General features: G+C 40.8%; 14 protein-coding genes. 11 read left to right on the plus strand and 3 right to left on the minus strand.

Annotation, left to right across the window (positions count from 1 at the left end; all coding sequences use genetic code 11):
- Window positions 1-28 precede the first annotated feature (28 nt).
- Window positions 29-454, plus strand: a complete 426-nt coding sequence (locus tag MHH60_RS01465; protein ID WP_076099242.1) for a MerR family transcriptional regulator — start codon at window positions 29-31, stop codon at window positions 452-454.
- 59 nt (window positions 455-513) lie between these two features.
- Here MHH60_RS01465 and MHH60_RS01470 read toward each other — a convergent pair whose 3' ends face one another.
- On the minus strand, window positions 514-915 hold the full coding sequence (locus tag MHH60_RS01470) for a MerR family transcriptional regulator (protein WP_076099241.1): 402 nt from the start codon (window positions 913-915) through the stop codon (window positions 514-516).
- A gap of 122 nt (window positions 916-1037) precedes the next feature.
- Between MHH60_RS01470 and MHH60_RS01475 the strand changes: the two genes are divergently transcribed.
- The 3 genes from MHH60_RS01475 (at window position 1038) to MHH60_RS01485 (ending at window position 5154) form a co-directional block, all read left to right on the plus strand.
- Entirely contained in the window at window positions 1038-1889 is an 852-nt protein-coding gene (locus MHH60_RS01475) for an aldo/keto reductase (RefSeq protein ID WP_076099240.1), read from the plus strand.
- 220 nt (window positions 1890-2109) lie between these two features.
- The gene (locus MHH60_RS01480) at window positions 2110-4068 is read left to right on the plus strand and encodes an RICIN domain-containing protein (protein WP_076133293.1); all 1959 of its coding nucleotides are present in this window, start codon (window positions 2110-2112) and stop codon (window positions 4066-4068) included.
- A 159-nt stretch (window positions 4069-4227) separates the two neighbouring features.
- Window positions 4228-5154: a VanZ family protein gene (locus MHH60_RS01485; RefSeq protein ID WP_076133291.1), complete on the plus strand. Its 927-nt coding sequence runs from the start codon at window positions 4228-4230 to the stop codon at window positions 5152-5154.
- A gap of 24 nt (window positions 5155-5178) precedes the next feature.
- Here the strand turns inward: MHH60_RS01485 and MHH60_RS01490 are convergent, their stop codons facing one another.
- Window positions 5179-6237, minus strand: a complete 1059-nt coding sequence (locus tag MHH60_RS01490) for a PocR ligand-binding domain-containing protein (RefSeq protein WP_076133289.1) — start codon at window positions 6235-6237, stop codon at window positions 5179-5181.
- Between the two features lie 203 nt (window positions 6238-6440).
- Here MHH60_RS01490 and MHH60_RS01495 point away from each other — a divergent pair, with 203 nt between their 5' ends.
- Together MHH60_RS01495 and dhaK are read left to right on the plus strand one after the other, a co-directional pair.
- On the plus strand, window positions 6441-7577 hold the full coding sequence (locus tag MHH60_RS01495) for a glycerol dehydrogenase (RefSeq protein WP_076099237.1): 1137 nt from the start codon (window positions 6441-6443) through the stop codon (window positions 7575-7577).
- A gap of 1 nt (window position 7578) precedes the next feature.
- Window positions 7579-9339, plus strand: coding sequence for a dihydroxyacetone kinase subunit DhaK (gene dhaK / locus MHH60_RS01500; RefSeq protein WP_076133287.1), 1761 nt, complete (start codon window positions 7579-7581; stop codon window positions 9337-9339).
- A gap of 68 nt (window positions 9340-9407) precedes the next feature.
- Here dhaK and MHH60_RS01505 read toward each other — a convergent pair whose 3' ends face one another.
- Entirely contained in the window at window positions 9408-10187 is a 780-nt protein-coding gene (locus tag MHH60_RS01505) for a GNAT family N-acetyltransferase (protein WP_076133449.1), read from the minus strand.
- Window positions 10188-10363: 176 nt separating this feature from the next.
- Here MHH60_RS01505 and MHH60_RS01510 point away from each other — a divergent pair, with 176 nt between their 5' ends.
- The 5 genes from MHH60_RS01510 (at window position 10364) to MHH60_RS01530 (ending at window position 14942) form a co-directional block, all read left to right on the plus strand.
- Window positions 10364-11038: a hypothetical protein gene (locus tag MHH60_RS01510; RefSeq protein WP_143766620.1), complete on the plus strand. Its 675-nt coding sequence runs from the start codon at window positions 10364-10366 to the stop codon at window positions 11036-11038.
- A 173-nt stretch (window positions 11039-11211) separates the two neighbouring features.
- Window positions 11212-11769 (plus strand): RNA polymerase sigma factor, encoded by a 558-nt coding sequence (locus MHH60_RS01515; RefSeq protein ID WP_076099234.1) that lies wholly within the window; start codon window positions 11212-11214, stop codon window positions 11767-11769.
- Complete coding sequence (locus tag MHH60_RS01520; protein ID WP_256715047.1) at window positions 11766-12671, plus strand: hypothetical protein; 906 nt, start codon at window positions 11766-11768, stop codon at window positions 12669-12671. The genes MHH60_RS01515 and MHH60_RS01520 overlap by 4 nt, the downstream gene beginning before the upstream one ends.
- A gap of 176 nt (window positions 12672-12847) precedes the next feature.
- Window positions 12848-13822: a helix-turn-helix transcriptional regulator gene (locus MHH60_RS01525; protein WP_076133283.1), complete on the plus strand. Its 975-nt coding sequence runs from the start codon at window positions 12848-12850 to the stop codon at window positions 13820-13822.
- Between the two features lie 130 nt (window positions 13823-13952).
- Window positions 13953-14942: an ABC transporter substrate-binding protein gene (locus MHH60_RS01530; RefSeq protein WP_076133281.1), complete on the plus strand. Its 990-nt coding sequence runs from the start codon at window positions 13953-13955 to the stop codon at window positions 14940-14942.
- Window positions 14943-14995 lie beyond the last annotated feature (53 nt).

Genomic DNA, 14995 nt, shown 5'->3' on the forward strand with positions numbered 1-14995 from the left:
AACAAAATTAGAAATGGAGGTGGGGATCATGCCTTATTCCATTGGAGAATTTGCAGAAATCGTCGGTGTTAACAAGAGCACGCTCAGATATTACGAAATGGAAGGTTTACTTACTCCACATCGAAGTGACAATAATTTACGCGAATATACAGATCAGGATATTGGATGGGTTCAATTTTTGCTTCATTTAAAAGATTCAGGAATGACGATGGCAGAATTGAAGCAATATACCGAGTGGCGGGCTATGGGGGACGAGACAATTCCTGAACGGAAAAATTTACTTGAACAGCGTAAGCAACAAGTGGAACAAGAAATTAAGGCATTGCAACAAAACTTAGATATACTGAACCGTAAAATTGTATTTTATAATGATCAACTAACGGGGAATAAATACGAATTCGTCCTTTATCACAATGAAAAGATATCACATCAAGAAGAAAAAGTAGATTCCTAACAAGTTAAGAGGCAGATGAACAACCTTTGATAATCAAAGGTTGTTCATCTGCCTCTTGTTCATGATTTTGTCCATTTAGCTGGATTCGTGTCATCCGGGATTACCTGATTGATAATATCTAGATAATGATCAGCTTTGTCTTCCATATATTTGACTTTAAGTTTGGCCTCTTCCAACTGAGCTGCAGCAGCAGCTTTATACTCCATTATGATTTGATAACGTTCGTGGATGGTAGAATCGCCTAGTAAACACAAGTCTACATAGCTTTTAATATCTTCTACTGACATTCCGCATTGTTTGAGATATTTTACACCTGTTAGCCAATTAATGGAGTCATCATCAAAAAGACGAATGTTATTTTTATCCCGTTGTATTGTTGGAACTAAACCCTTATCCGTATAATAACGGATGGTATGTTCAGTCAAACCCAGTAGCTTGGCGACTTCCTTCACAGTATACATTGTAATTCCTCCTTAAAAAGAATGCGAAAAGAACTCAGTGTCGCTTGACTTCGTGTTACTCGAACCTGTTAGGCTAATTATTGTAATCTTAATCACAGAACATGTAAATAGGAGGATTTCATATGCAAACAGTAACTCTGAACAATGGTGTAGAGATGCCTATCCTTGGTTTTGGTGTCTATCAAATGAATGATGCTAGCGAATGCGAACAAAGCGTTTATGAAGCTATTATGGCAGGCTATCGCCTGATTGATACTGCAGCAGCTTACCAAAATGAAGAAGCCGTCGGTAGAGCCATCAAACGCAGTGGTGTACCAAGAGAAGAAATATTTATTACTACTAAACTTTGGATTCAGGATGCCGGTTATGAGCGTACTAAGAAAGCTTTTGCCAAATCGCTCGATCGATTACAAGTGGATTATTTAGATTTATATTTAATTCATCAGCCATTTGGTGATGTATATGGTTCCTGGCGTGCTATGGAGGAATTGTACCGTGAGGGTAAGATCAAGGCGATTGGAGTCAGCAATTTTCAAATGGATCGTCTAATTGATTTGATTAGCCACAATGAAATTACACCTGCAATCAACCAGATTGAAACACATCCTTTTCAGCAGCAAATCGAAAGTGCGAATTATATGAAAGAGAAGAATGTGCAGATCGAGTCATGGGGACCTTTTGCGGAAGGACGAAACAACCTTTTCAATAATGAAGTATTAGTTTCTATCGCTGAAAAATATCAGAAATCCGTTGCTCAGGTAGTTTTACGTTGGTTAACTCAAAGAGGCGTGATTGCTATTCCAAAGTCTACGCATAAAGAACGGATCATCGAAAACTTTAATATTTTTGACTTCGAATTAAACCAAGAAGATTTAGAGACAATAGCTACATTAGATACGAAACAGAGTGTTTTCTTCTCGCATAATGATCCCCAAATCGTAGAAGGACTCGCCAAACATAAATTTGACATTTAACATTTGTATAGCACATCCAAGGGGTGCCTTTAAAAGCCATAAAAAGGCTAAGGGGCACCCTTATTTTATAAAACCCGAAATTTAATTGAGGAGATGATAATCTACTTGAGTAATCATATTGCATGATCCGGTCGAGATATTACATTCTCATTTATCCGTTTATTAATTATATTGAAGCTGTATTCGTTTAAAAAATCCCAGAGTAAAGGAGAAATTACTTTTGAGAAGAGAACTGAGGAAGGTTTTGTCTTTTTTGTTGGTTTTAGTGACAGTGGTTGGCACAGGGATTAGCTTTAACGGCAATGTTGTAAACGCTTTCGGACCTAATGTCTTATATGTACCACCAGTAGATTCACCATCCTATGGGGCTTTATCACCTAGGGCAATCCAGCTTAAATATAGTGGCATCAACAATAACAAAATGTATGCTACGTTTGAACAAACCTCTAATACCACCCCTGTTTTCCCTATTTATGAAAGCGTTGACAATGGCGTCACTTGGAATCAGGTTGGAGAAGTGGAGGATACTCAAAATGGTTGGGGAATGTTAAATTGCCCAGAATTGTTTGAACTCCCCCAACCTATAGGTAACATGCCTGCGGGTACTATGCTTCTTGCAGGAAACTCTGTACCAAGCAACAAAGCAGCTACCAAGTTGGAATTATATAAAAGCAATGATTTAGGTAGAACATGGACATATGTAAGCACCATTGCTGAAGGTGGACGAAACGATATTGGTTACGATCCCATTTGGGAGCCTTTCTTTTTGGTTCACAACCACAAACTCATTGTTTATTATTCAGATGAACGTGATCCTGCCCATGCCCAGAAGTTAGTTCATCAGACTACGTTGGAGGGCACGAACTGGGGACCTGTGGTAGTTGATGTGGCATTTGCAGACAGCAAATTACGTCCAGGAATGCCTACAATCGCTAAGATGGGCAATGATAAATACGCAATGACCTATGAGATGGTAGGATACCCGGGCGTGCCCAATTATTTGAAAATTTCAGCAGATCCTGAGAGCTGGAATCCAACTGAAGTAGGAACTCTTGTAGGGTACGGAGGAAGTCCCTATATTTCTGCTTTGGGAGATGGGAGACTCGTATTAAACGTTGCAGGAAAAAAAGAAGTGCTGATCAACTCTTCTAGAGTGGATGCATCCGGAAGCTGGGTTCCATATAATCCGCTCGTAGATGCAGGGTATAACCGCCAACTACTGCCGCTTAGCAATGGCCGCTTATTTATCCCTCAAGCCGGATTTTTTAGTGGGAAAAACACGGTGAAATATGGTGATATGTCCGTAGGTTACTACAAATTAATTAATGTGAAAAGTGGGAAAGCTTTAGGTGTATTGGAAGGCGGAACTGCGAATGGCAATCATCTCGTGCAATGGAGCAGCGGGACTAATTCTTTGGATCAATATTGGCTCATTTCCACTGCGGAAAGTGGTTATGCTCCTAACGGTTACAAATCCATTGTGAATGCAAAGAGTGGAAAGGTCGCCGGAATATTAGAAGGATCAACAACAGAAGGAGCCAAAGCCGTATTATGGACTGATAACAATTCCGATGACCAGCAGTGGACTTTACAAGCCTCTGGTAACTACTACAAGATTGTTAACCGTTACAGTGGTCAGACGTTAGGTATAGCGCAGGGTTCTACTGAAGAGGGTGCCCAAGTTATACAGCAGGCTGATGCAGGCAGCACTGATCAGCTGTGGGAGTTGGTTCCAGATGAAGGACATATTATGGTGGACAGTTATCGAATGGTTAATGTGAATAGTGGTAAAGTGTTGGGTATCTATCAGGGTTCGATGGCAGATGGAGGGAAGGCGGTTCAGTGGACCAGCGGAATTTCATCACATGACCAAAATTGGTTTGTAGTCAGCACAGCTGATGGTTATACGAAACTGGTCAATACTAATAGTCGTAAAAACTTGGGCATTTTAGGAGGTTCATTAGCTAATGGTGCTCAAAGTGTCCAATGGAATGATAACGGATCGAATGACCAGCAATGGACTTTGGAACCCTCAGGTGAGTTTTACAATATTATTAATCGTAACAGTGGAAAAGTTCTGGCAGTAGATCAGGGTTCGACGACAGAGGGGGCAAATATTATTCAAGCAAATAATACAGGTTCTGCTAGCCAGCACTGGAAACTAGTCACGAATAGATAATTTATGTAACAAAAAGTCATCGGCCTTAAACTAAGGGTGATGGCTTTTTTATCGGAATAAGCTTTGAATGACTAAATCGTCACCTTCAGTGTCACGGGAATGTCACTTTGGAGAGATATACTATTTCCATCGACATATGGAGGGAATTGTGAAGTTATTATGGGAGTGAAATTACGAAAGATTCTTATTATAGGAACTATTTTTTATACACTGTTGATCTTATATTTTTTGTTTTTTGCTTTCAATCGAGTAGAGCATGCAACAAGCCAGTATGAATACACGTTTATGTTGATTCCAGAAAGTGTTCCGCTTCTTTTTCCTGATCTCTTTGACCTATCCTTTTCTTGGGTTTATGACTTTGGGAATATCGCTGCTTTTATTCCTTTTGGCGTATTATTCCCTTTGCTGTATCGTACACATTTTAAAAAGTTTATTTGTTTGTTTATCTTAACCATTTTTGGGCTGGAAACTCTTCAAGCTTTAACTTTTTTGGGTTCCTTTGATGTAGCCGATGTCATCTCCAATACGTTAGGGGCAATGATAGGATTTTGTGCATATAAGATTGGATTTTCAGCGGAAATCACCAGGAGATCGCTTTTTACTTCGGCATTATCTGTTGTTGTGCTATTGGTTGGAATCATGGGAATCTCTGAGATCATTGATTTAACTCTGAAGAAAAGTGAAAGACCTGTGCAGGGATTCCAAACGTTGGAAAAGCTTACGGGAAGCATGCCTATCACGCATAATCTTCCCAGTTTCACTATCGCTGGTGAAAATATAATACCAAAAATGAACTTGTACAGCAGTGAAGGTGAAGAAATTAAAAAATACACCTATACTTTGGGTGATAAAAGAGAGGTATGGTTATATTTCAGCTTTGGATTCCCGCAGAATGAAAATTCTAGCAGTGAACTAATGATTATAGCTGATGGCAACATGATCCTTCAATCCAGTGAACAATATAGTTCCCAAGCTGAACTCAACAACACGGCATTAGTTACCGTAAAAGAAATAACCTTTATCCTTAAAGGGAATGTGAAGTTATGGGATGTAGGATTTAGTGAAATGAAGCATTGGTGGGAATGAGGAACTAACCCTTCGTTAATTATATTAACGGAGGGTTTCTTTTGCTGATCGCCTCATATACATATTCCGATATACAGCCGGGGTGAGGTTCTCGTATTTTTTGAAGGTTTTAATGAAATAGCCCGTGTCGCAAAAGCCCAAATCATCACTGACTTGATTGATCGGGGAATCCGTGGCTTCCAGCAGTTGCTTAGCCCATTCAATCTTGAGTCTGGCAATGAAGACGGAGAAATTCTCTCCAGTTTCTTTTGTGAAAATACGGCTGAAATAACTGGGGCTGATATGACAAAGCTTAGCCATTTCTTTGAGGCTGAAATTCTCATTTTTGTGTGCATAAATGTAATTAAAAGCAGGCTGAAGCACAGAATTTATTGAGACGAACTTTTGAACACCATTCTTCAATTTGGTCTCGATCAAAGCCCCGGATAACTCCTGCTGTATGGATTGGATTTTTCGGTACGTACGGTCTGACTCGTCCATAGCTTCAGCAGAAGCGGGTTCTTCTATATTGGTGGTCAGAACCTTTTTGTACAAATCCACGGTAGTATGCTTTTGAATGGCTTCCTCCACGATATAGGTACTTAACTGCAGCAGCAGCTCAACACACTTTGTTACTTCATCGTAGGATAAAACAGGCAGTGCCTGGTAATCCTCTTTGAGTGCTTTAAACTTTATGTTCGTCTCCACATTCGGCGGCCGAGAGACAATCTGCTCCAGTTGTGGCACGTCAGGTTCACGAAGCTTGAGCTGTCCGGCCATAATTGCACCTAGATATTGATTATCTATAATGATGGGAATCGCGATATCAATAATATTGAAATGACATAAATAAATAAACGGTTTGTTCTGGCGAACCGCTTCAATCCCAGCGTGGGCATCACATTTTTGACAATATTGAGAGAGATGGGAGTCCTGGCGCACACCTTGACAGAAAGGCTGACAATAGCTGTGCTTGGTCACGGGAACACCCTTGTAATCAACAGTAAGAATAGCCATTTTGGTTACAAGAGATAAGGAATCCTGGAGCTTTTCCCATTTCTTCAAATCAATAATTTCTTCTAGATTGAACCGGGATTTTGACATCACAAAATTCTCCTATGTAAGTTATAGAATCTTAATGAACATTATACAGAATAATTCAACAGAATGACATGAAAGTTCGATTTTTCACGATTATGACAAAAAAATACGATAAGAAAACGCTTTAATAAGCTTTTATTGTTTCATGTTTCTTAAATTAGAGCAATCTATAATGATAACTATAAACAACTGAGGAGGAACGAAAAATGAGAAGAGCGTTTATCAGTCCGACGAAATATGTACAAGGTGAAAATGAATTATTGAACTTAGGATACTTCGTAAAAACATTCGGTGATTCTGCTTTGTTAATTGCCCATCCAGATGATGTAACACGTGTGAAAGACAAACTGGAGTCAACTAAACAGAAATTTAATATAACTCTTGTTGAAAGCGGCTTCCACGGGGAATGCTCAAGACAAGAAGTCGCCAGATTACAAGCGCTAGCCAAAGAGCATCAATGTGCATGTACGATTGGCTTGGGTGGAGGTAAGGCGATTGATACGGCAAAATGTGTAGCTGAAGGAGAAGCATTGATTATCGTTCCAACGATAGCAGCAACTGATGCTCCGACAAGCCACTCAGCGGTGCTCTATACTCCGGAAGGTGAATTCGATGATTATGCTTATTTCAAGCAAAGCCCGAGTGTAGTCATGATTGATACAACAGTTATTGCCAATGCACCTACAAGATTTCTTGTGGCAGGCATGGGAGATGCACTTTCAACCTATTTTGAAGCAAGAGCTACTGCAAATTCGTATTCCAACGTGAATGCAGGTTTACCTTGCGGAGTTCGTGAAGGGGTTTGCGGTGAAGCTAAAGGGACAGTAACAGCGTTGGGACTTGCGAAGCTCTGCTATGAGACATTACTTGAGAATGGATTCAAGGCGAAGCAAGCTTGCGATCTGAATATCGTAACCCCAGCTTTGGAGAATATAATTGAGACAAATATTCTTTTATCGGGTCTTGGGTTTGAAAGTGGTGGTTTGGCAGCGATTCATGCGATTCATAATGGGTTAACTGCTTTGGAAGGAACTCATCATTATTATCATGGTGAAAAGGTAGCCTTCAGCACGATTGCTCAACTGGTTCTTGAAAACGCAGACCGGACTGAATTAAAAGAAGTGTTGGACTTCTGTCTTTCGATTGGTCTCCCAGTATGCTTAGCGGATATTGGTGTTGAGCATGTAACCTATGAGGAACTGCTTGAGGTTGCTAAAAAAGCTTGCATTGCTGAGGAATCTATCCATTCGATGCCGTTCCCAATTACGGAGGATGCGGTTGCATCAGCAATTATGGCAGCCGATCAATTAGGCCGTCAATATAAATCAAGTAAGGAGCTTTAAAATGAAAAAAATCATAAACAAGCCGGAGACTCTGGTTAGGGAAATGTGTAACGGGCTTGTCTTGGCGCATCCCGAGCTGGATTTCGATCCTAAATTCAAAGTGATTTCTAAGAAAGAGATTAATCAAGATAAAGTTACCCTGATCAGTGGTGGCGGAAGCGGGCATGAGCCGGCTCATGCCGGGTTTGTAGGAACCGGGATGCTGGATGCAGCTGTATGCGGTGATGTGTTTGCTTCTCCATCCCAAATTCAGGTTTATCAAGCGATTCGCCGCACAGCAAGCACCAAAGGTTCGCTGCTTATTATCAAGAATTATAGCGGTGACATCATGAACTTTAAAAATGCGGCCCATCTAGCCACTGAAGACGGCATCGAAGTGGATTATGTCAAAGTAGACGACGACATTGCCGTTGAAGACAGCCTTTATACAGTAGGAAGAAGAGGCGTAGCCGGAACAGTGCTTGTTCATAAGGTAGCCGGAGCAGCAGCAGAAGCTGGATTGTCCTTAGCGGAAGTGAAAGAAGCGGCGCAACATGCAATTGATCATGTGCGCAGCATAGGCTTCGCCTATACCTCTTGTACCGTGCCTGCCAAAGGTACTCCGACATTTCATATTGATGAGAACGAGATGGAATACGGGGTTGGCATCCATGGAGAACCTGGAATACGCAGGGAGAAAATTGTACCCGCAGATGAATTAGCACAGCGAATGGTTACCTCTTTGCTAGACAACTTCCAAATGAATGATCAGAAGCAGGAGGAAGTAGCCGTATTAATTAATGGATTTGGCGGCACCCCGCTGCAAGAGTTATATTTGCTGAACAATTCTGTCATCCGCGAATTAACCGCTAAGAATAAACAAGTGTTTAAAGTGTTTGTTGGTAACTACATGACCAGCATTGACATGGCAGGTGCATCGGTGACGATAATGAAGCTGGATGAGACACTGAAGAAATGGTTATCTGCGCCTTGTGATACACCAGCCTTGTCGATTAAAGGCCCTTTTGAGCCTGTGAACTATACTGAAGTAATCCAAGAAGAGAAAACAGACAGCAATGTATCCTTTAAGAATAATACGGATGCTGCTGCAGCGGTGATTAAGAACAATCGGTTTACTTTGCAAAATATCGTCTATCTGCTCGATCAAATGAGCCAGGTCATTATCGAGAATGAGGTTCCGTTCTGTGAGCTTGACTCCCACGCTGGAGACGGCGATTTCGGGATGAGTGTAGCTAAGGGCTTTAAACAGCTGAAAGTCGAGTGGGAGGATATTTTAGCTCACCATCTCACTAATATCGGTGAGTTCCTTGACGCCTGCTCCATGGTCATTATGGAATACTGCGGCGGAGCATCCGGACCGATCTGGGGATCAGGCTTCCGCGCAGCGAGTAAAAATGTTCAGCAGAAGGAAGAGCTGACCATTCAGGATTTTGCTGATATGATGCAAGCTGTTGTCAAAGGGATTCAAGATACCGGGGAAAGATCTTTTGGCAGAGGGGCTGTTGTCGGAGATAAGACATTGATTGATGCACTCGTACCGTTCGCTGATGCTTGGACTCAGAGTGCAAAACAAGGCGACGATATCAAAGTGGCGGCAAGTAAAGCAGCGGAAGCAGCTGTCCAAGGTTCAAAAAATACTATTGAAATCGTTGCCCGTATGGGAAGAGCCGGCACAGTAGGGGAACGCAGCATCGGTTATCCAGATGCGGGTGCTCATGCGCTGGGGGTTATTTTCACAGAGCTGGCAAAAGCAATGAAATAAACAAGGTTAATTGGCGTATCACCTAAAATTAAAAAAACGTACTGCAGCTAATGCAGTACGTTTTTTTATTAAATATTAAATTCAACGATGTATTGTTGGCAAATGAGTTCATATCCCAGCGATTGGTATAGAGAAATGGCTCCTACATTCTCCTCAAAAACATTCAAATATACGTTAGCTGAAATGGCATGTCCTTGGCGTGTTAGCTCTGCACAGACTTTTTTTCCATATCCATTTCTTCTCCAGGCCACATCTGTTCCGATATTTCCTAGTTCAACGTAATCCTCACTATATATGTGGTATCCGCCTACAGCAATCAGCTCGTCTTGTGCCATCACACCATAGAACGGATTCTGTAATTCTTCTTTTGAAAAAGCCATGGTTTGCAGCTCGTCCATCTTTGCTTCAATTCGCTGGAAATGAGCAGGTCCTAAGTGCATAACATGCTTGTCCGCTGTTGGTAGAACATCTTCATGAATATGTTTCATAAGAAGCAATTTTTTGGGAGGGCTGTAGAACTCAAGCTGAGAAGCAAAGACCTGCAGCTCTTGTTCGTTAATAATAAAGCTACCCACCGCATGGTTATGTAGATGTAATTCATCTTTCATGAACGCCAACATTGAGCTGAGACAAAAGGATTGCTGAACTGGATATACAGAAAAAGCATTAAACGGAAGGCCACTTAAAAAGGCTAATACCCCAAGCAACTCGCCCTGGTCAGAATACTGACCGTAATGCACTGTGTTTGGTCTGCGAAAAGTAAGGTATGAATAATATAAAAAATGCTGTTCCTTATTAATCGAGCTTAAAATAACATCCAACTCTGCTGCTGTTAATTTTCTATACATATACGACCTGCCTCCATTAACAATTGCTGTTGCTATTTCCTCTTGCCGAATTAGCACAACCTTTTCTAATATATCATAAATCAGAACTTTAATTGCTTTATTGCTGGGTTGAGCCAAGTATGATACTATTGTCCCCTTAGAATCATAAAATGAGATATGAAGGTTTTCTTGAAAGGATGATATATATTAAGGCAATCTTAGTTCGGGACTTCGGAAATCCGCAAGATCGAACCGCCATGTTCAACGCTGCTTCCCTAGTCATCAATGCTTTTATTGGTATAGGCAAGTTAATTCTTGGGTTATATCTATTGTCCGGATGGTTCATCACAAATGCACTTTATTATCTGATCCTTTGTATAGCCAAAGGACAGGTGCTTCATAAATATACATTAGCTAAAAAAGTCAGTTCACCACAGCAAAGGTATTCCATGGAGCTTTATGTTTATAAGCGTGGCGGTGTTTTTCTTTGTCTTCTAGGTGTTTCATATCTGTTGGTCTGCCTACGGATTTATCTAGTCGGGGACGCTTTGGTTTATGAAGGTTACATTGTATATCTGGTAGCACTGATCGCTTTTACAAAACTTGGTTTTGCCATTCATGGAAACATTGTTAACCGTCATCTCAATAATCCCATTATATCAACATTAAAAATGATTAGCTTTACTGATGCCGTAGTCTCCATTGTTGTCACTCAAATGGCTGTGCTTACGATGAAAGGCTCACCTCAGGCATTAAACGCCAGCGCGTTGTTTGGCATGGGCTGTAGTGTTTTATTTTGTCTGGGGGGGATCTGGATGATGCTACGTAAGACAAAGGCTCCAATGAAGGAAGTAGAATTAATTAAAAATTAGAAGATATTATAACTTCCCCTTATCCCATAGGATGAGGGGTTATTTGTATTTTTATGTCATATTATCAGCGTTGAATGCCGAAGCTTATAGAAAATTATATTTTTATGCAACCTAAACACTTCTTTTCCTACTTTATAAGTGAATGCTTAATCAAATCGAACGGAAGTGATGGAGTGGAAGATAGTGAAATCATACAATTGTATTTTGCACGTAATGAAAGGGCAGTAGAAGAAACATCGAAAAAATATAGAAATTATTGTACTCGGATCGCTCATAACATTTTGTCTAATGCTGAAGATTCGGAAGAATGTGTTAACGATACCTTTCTTGGTGCATGGGAAGCCATACCGCCGAAGTCTCCTGCAAAGCTGTCCTCTTTTCTGGGGAGAATCACACGAAATATTGCTTTGAACAAATATGATTATTACATGGCTAAAAAACGGAATAAAAAATTCGATACGATTCTTGATGAATTAAACGATTGTTTATCCTCTTCAGACAACGTTGAAACCCAATACGAGGAAGCACAAATAGCCGAATCTATAAGTAAATTTCTACACAACATTAAGGAAGATCAGCGGAATATTTTTTTGAGGCGTTACTGGTATTCTGATTCTTTGGCCGATATTGCCGCACGCTTCTCAATCAGTGAAAGCAAAACCAAATCAATTCTTTTCAGAACACGCAAAAAACTCCAAATATATCTTCAGAAAGAGGGTTATTTCCTTTGAATAATAAAGAGCTCTTCAAAACAATCGGTTACATAGACGAAAATCTGATAGAAAAAGCCAACTCCGCGAGAAGCACTAATAAAAAAGCTTATGTAAAGTGGGGCTCACTCGCAGCTTGTGCTGCATTGGTATTAGGTGTGGCCGTTTATAAATTTCCGCAGACGCCGTTGCCTAATTCACCACAAATATCGCAGCAGACACCAGTCTCGTCTCCCACAGGGGTTCGCAAAATTCTGAATTACAATGGATACCGTTATGCATTCGTAGCAGATGGCGCTCAGTTTAAGTTCACAGGTATGGAGCCTGACAAATCGCTTGGTGCATTAGAGTTTGATCTCAACCAAGAGCCCGGAAAGAATGACGGGGATAAGAATGCGGAAAAGGATTATACCGCTACGTTCGCTATGGGTGGAAAGCTGTATGAAATCCCAACTTACCCATCCCATTTTCGTATTGCAGTTAAGGATGAGCAATATTATTATCTAGCTGAAATTGTGGCGAAGGTAGACGATTCTGCAATGAGCGCGAAGGAGTATCTAGATCTGGCTAATCTGAAGGAGCATGCAAAAGATATCTATATTCTGAATCATGTGGGGAATGACGTGCAAAAGACTATCACTGATCATCCTATTGTTGAGTCCATTATCGAAGGTTTGTACAGCGCAAAAAAAACAGAGCTAAACAATAAGGAATATGAAGCTCTTGCAGCGGCGCAATCCCAAGGAAAATCATATCAATTACAGTTCAACCTCAAAGACGGGACTTATATCGCCATGTATATCATTCCGGAATTAAAGGTGGTGTCTATGGGTGATACTTATTATTATTTGCCTGATGCCTTTTTTGATCAAACCAGCGACCTCTTTTCAGGGCTGACACAAGAAGTGCTACCGCTTTACTGAGGAGGCGGAGAGAAGTGATCCTTACAAACTGTACATTGCAGGTTATCCAATATCTCGCATATAATGATCTAAATGATAATCGTTATCATTTAATAGAAGAGAAAAGGTGATCTGCTCATGATAAAACATAATATTGGGATTACGGAGTGCAGCTTACCTGCTGAGTGTATAACAGAATGACAAGTTCATCTATTCATAACATCTATAACGGGTATTTCGATGCTTTGTTTGAGGCTCCGTCTATGAGGGACACTACAGAGAGGAAACATTTTGCACAATCCAGTACCCAAGGATACGTCGATAGAGTGATCACACCCTCCGGGATCGAAATTGTTGATAGTGATTACCGTTTTGCTGATGATCGCCTAGTTCAGGTTCAATCCGAAGCAGCGATGATTGAATTAAGTTTTTGTCTGCAGGGGAGCGGGGAAGTTCATGTAACAGATACCAGCCATGAGTTATTGCCTGACAGTTGTTCATTGCAGTTCATGCAGGATTTCCAAGCGGAATTTCACTATCGCAGTGCTGAACCTATCCGTTTATTGTCCATAGGTGTACCGGTTACACTATTCGATTCATGGATGGCGGATCAAGGCTCTTCACATGCTCGCAGCTTATCCGGGCTGTTAGATTCACGTGCTTTTCGAATGTTCCGTATGCCTATTCTTCCAGAAACCACCCGATTATTGGTTCAATTGAGAGACTGTCCATATCATACCTCCATGCGCCGGTTGTACGTAGAGGGGAAGGCATTAGAACTCCTATCTGTATATTTTGACGCTTTTCTTTTTGAGCAGAAACATACTAAACGCAGTTTGCATTTATCACGTAGTGACCGAGAAAACATTCGGAAAGCCAGGGATATCATCCTTGACCACATGGCAAACCCACCTTCGCTTATCGAATTGTCCAAGCTGGCAGGCATTAACGAATACAAATTAAAAGTTGGATTTAAGGAAGAGTACGGAACAACTGTATTTGCATATTTACGGAACAAACGTTTAGAAAAAGCATGGGAAATCATAAGTACCGGGGAGATTAGTGTCAGCCAAACAGCGACGATGGTAGGTTACAACAACTTTAGCCATTTTGCCGAAGCTTTTCGGAAGCAGTATGGAATTAACCCTTCAGAAGTAATTAAAAAACGATAAAAATTAAATAAATATCCGCCAAACCGTTATTCAATCCCTCTGCCGGTAGTTCTGTCCTATCAGCAGAGTGTATGATCGGACTTGCTAGAAGTGAGAATGATTATCAATAGATTGGAGAGGGTTGGAAAAAATGTTCAGTTTAAAACGGATCTCTTTTGTCGGAATCGCCTTAATCATGATGGTGATGCTGTACGGGTGTGGAAATTCAGGTCAGGAGGTTAAAGTAGAAAATTCACCACCTGCGGTAAATTCAGAACCCGTCGCTACGAATTCGACCGAAACACGTACCCTCAAGGATGCTAAAGGAGAGGTGGTAATACCGGTGAAGCCGGTTAGAATTGCCGATGTATCCGGCTCAACGGAAGAACTTCTGGTGCTTGGATATAAACCTGTTATTACTGGGAATACAGATATGGCTAATTCATTAGAAATCACTCCTATTCTTAAAAAAGTACTGCCTGATGTAACTCCCGCTGGATGGTTTCAGACGGAAGTCAACTTAGAAGCGATCATTGCAGCAAGCCCTGATTTGATACTGGCAGGACCTACCCAAGAAAAAATCTATGATCAACTAAATATGATTGCTCCAACAGTGAGGGTGCCTTATGGCTTTAACGCTTTTAGAGAGCGATTTGCATTTGTCGCGGAGGTGCTTGATAAGAAAGCGGAAATGGAAACGTGGTTGAAGGTCTATGATCAACGTGCTCTACTACTACATGGTCAAATCACTGAGATAACCAAGGAAGAGACATTTGCGGTAATCGAAGCTACAGAGAAAGAAATACGCATCTATTCCCGCACAGGTATTGCGGATATGATTTTTAATGATCTAGGATTACCCATCGCGCCAGGTACACCGGAGCCAGATCCATGGGGAGGAAAAGTGACAAGTCTAGAAGCACTGTCCACCTTTAATCCAGACCATATCATTTTATTATCCGATAATGACCAGAATGTTCTTGACCAAAGCAAAGTCTGGAGCAATCTGAAAGCTGTAAAATCGAATAATATATATCGTATGACAAGCAGACAAAATTATAATGAGGCTTTCTTTGCTTTAGGAAAAGAAGCATTGTTGGAGCAAATAGCCGAACAAATCAAGGAACATATCAAACAGTAAAGGATAATTTAATCTTTTCTCGAATATTCTCTGAGTTGCAATGATTATTATTT

This window comes from Paenibacillus sp. FSL H7-0716, assembly GCF_038002705.1.
Lineage (GTDB): Bacteria > Bacillota > Bacilli > Paenibacillales > Paenibacillaceae > Paenibacillus_AQ > Paenibacillus_AQ odorifer.

What these genes read in the sequence shown, in the direction of transcription:
- MHH60_RS01465 (WP_076099242.1), top strand. Translation starts at nt 29, where the DNA reads ATGCCTTATTCCATTGGAGAATTTGCAGAAATCGTCGGTGTTAACAAG.
- MHH60_RS01470 (WP_076099241.1), bottom strand. Translation starts at nt 915, where the DNA reads ATGTATACTGTGAAGGAAGTCGCCAAGCTACTGGGTTTGACTGAACAT.
- MHH60_RS01475 (WP_076099240.1), top strand. Translation starts at nt 1,038, where the DNA reads ATGCAAACAGTAACTCTGAACAATGGTGTAGAGATGCCTATCCTTGGT.
- MHH60_RS01485 (WP_076133291.1), top strand. Translation starts at nt 4,228, where the DNA reads ATGGGAGTGAAATTACGAAAGATTCTTATTATAGGAACTATTTTTTAT.
- MHH60_RS01490 (WP_076133289.1), bottom strand. Translation starts at nt 6,237, where the DNA reads ATGTCAAAATCCCGGTTCAATCTAGAAGAAATTATTGATTTGAAGAAA.
- MHH60_RS01495 (WP_076099237.1), top strand. Translation starts at nt 6,441, where the DNA reads ATGAGAAGAGCGTTTATCAGTCCGACGAAATATGTACAAGGTGAAAAT.
- dhaK (WP_076133287.1), top strand. Translation starts at nt 7,579, where the DNA reads ATGAAAAAAATCATAAACAAGCCGGAGACTCTGGTTAGGGAAATGTGT.
- MHH60_RS01505 (WP_076133449.1), bottom strand. Translation starts at nt 10,187, where the DNA reads ATGTATAGAAAATTAACAGCAGCAGAGTTGGATGTTATTTTAAGCTCG.
- MHH60_RS01510 (WP_143766620.1), top strand. Translation starts at nt 10,364, where the DNA reads ATGATATATATTAAGGCAATCTTAGTTCGGGACTTCGGAAATCCGCAA.
- MHH60_RS01525 (WP_076133283.1), top strand. Translation starts at nt 12,848, where the DNA reads ATGACAAGTTCATCTATTCATAACATCTATAACGGGTATTTCGATGCT.
- MHH60_RS01530 (WP_076133281.1), top strand. Translation starts at nt 13,953, where the DNA reads ATGTTCAGTTTAAAACGGATCTCTTTTGTCGGAATCGCCTTAATCATG.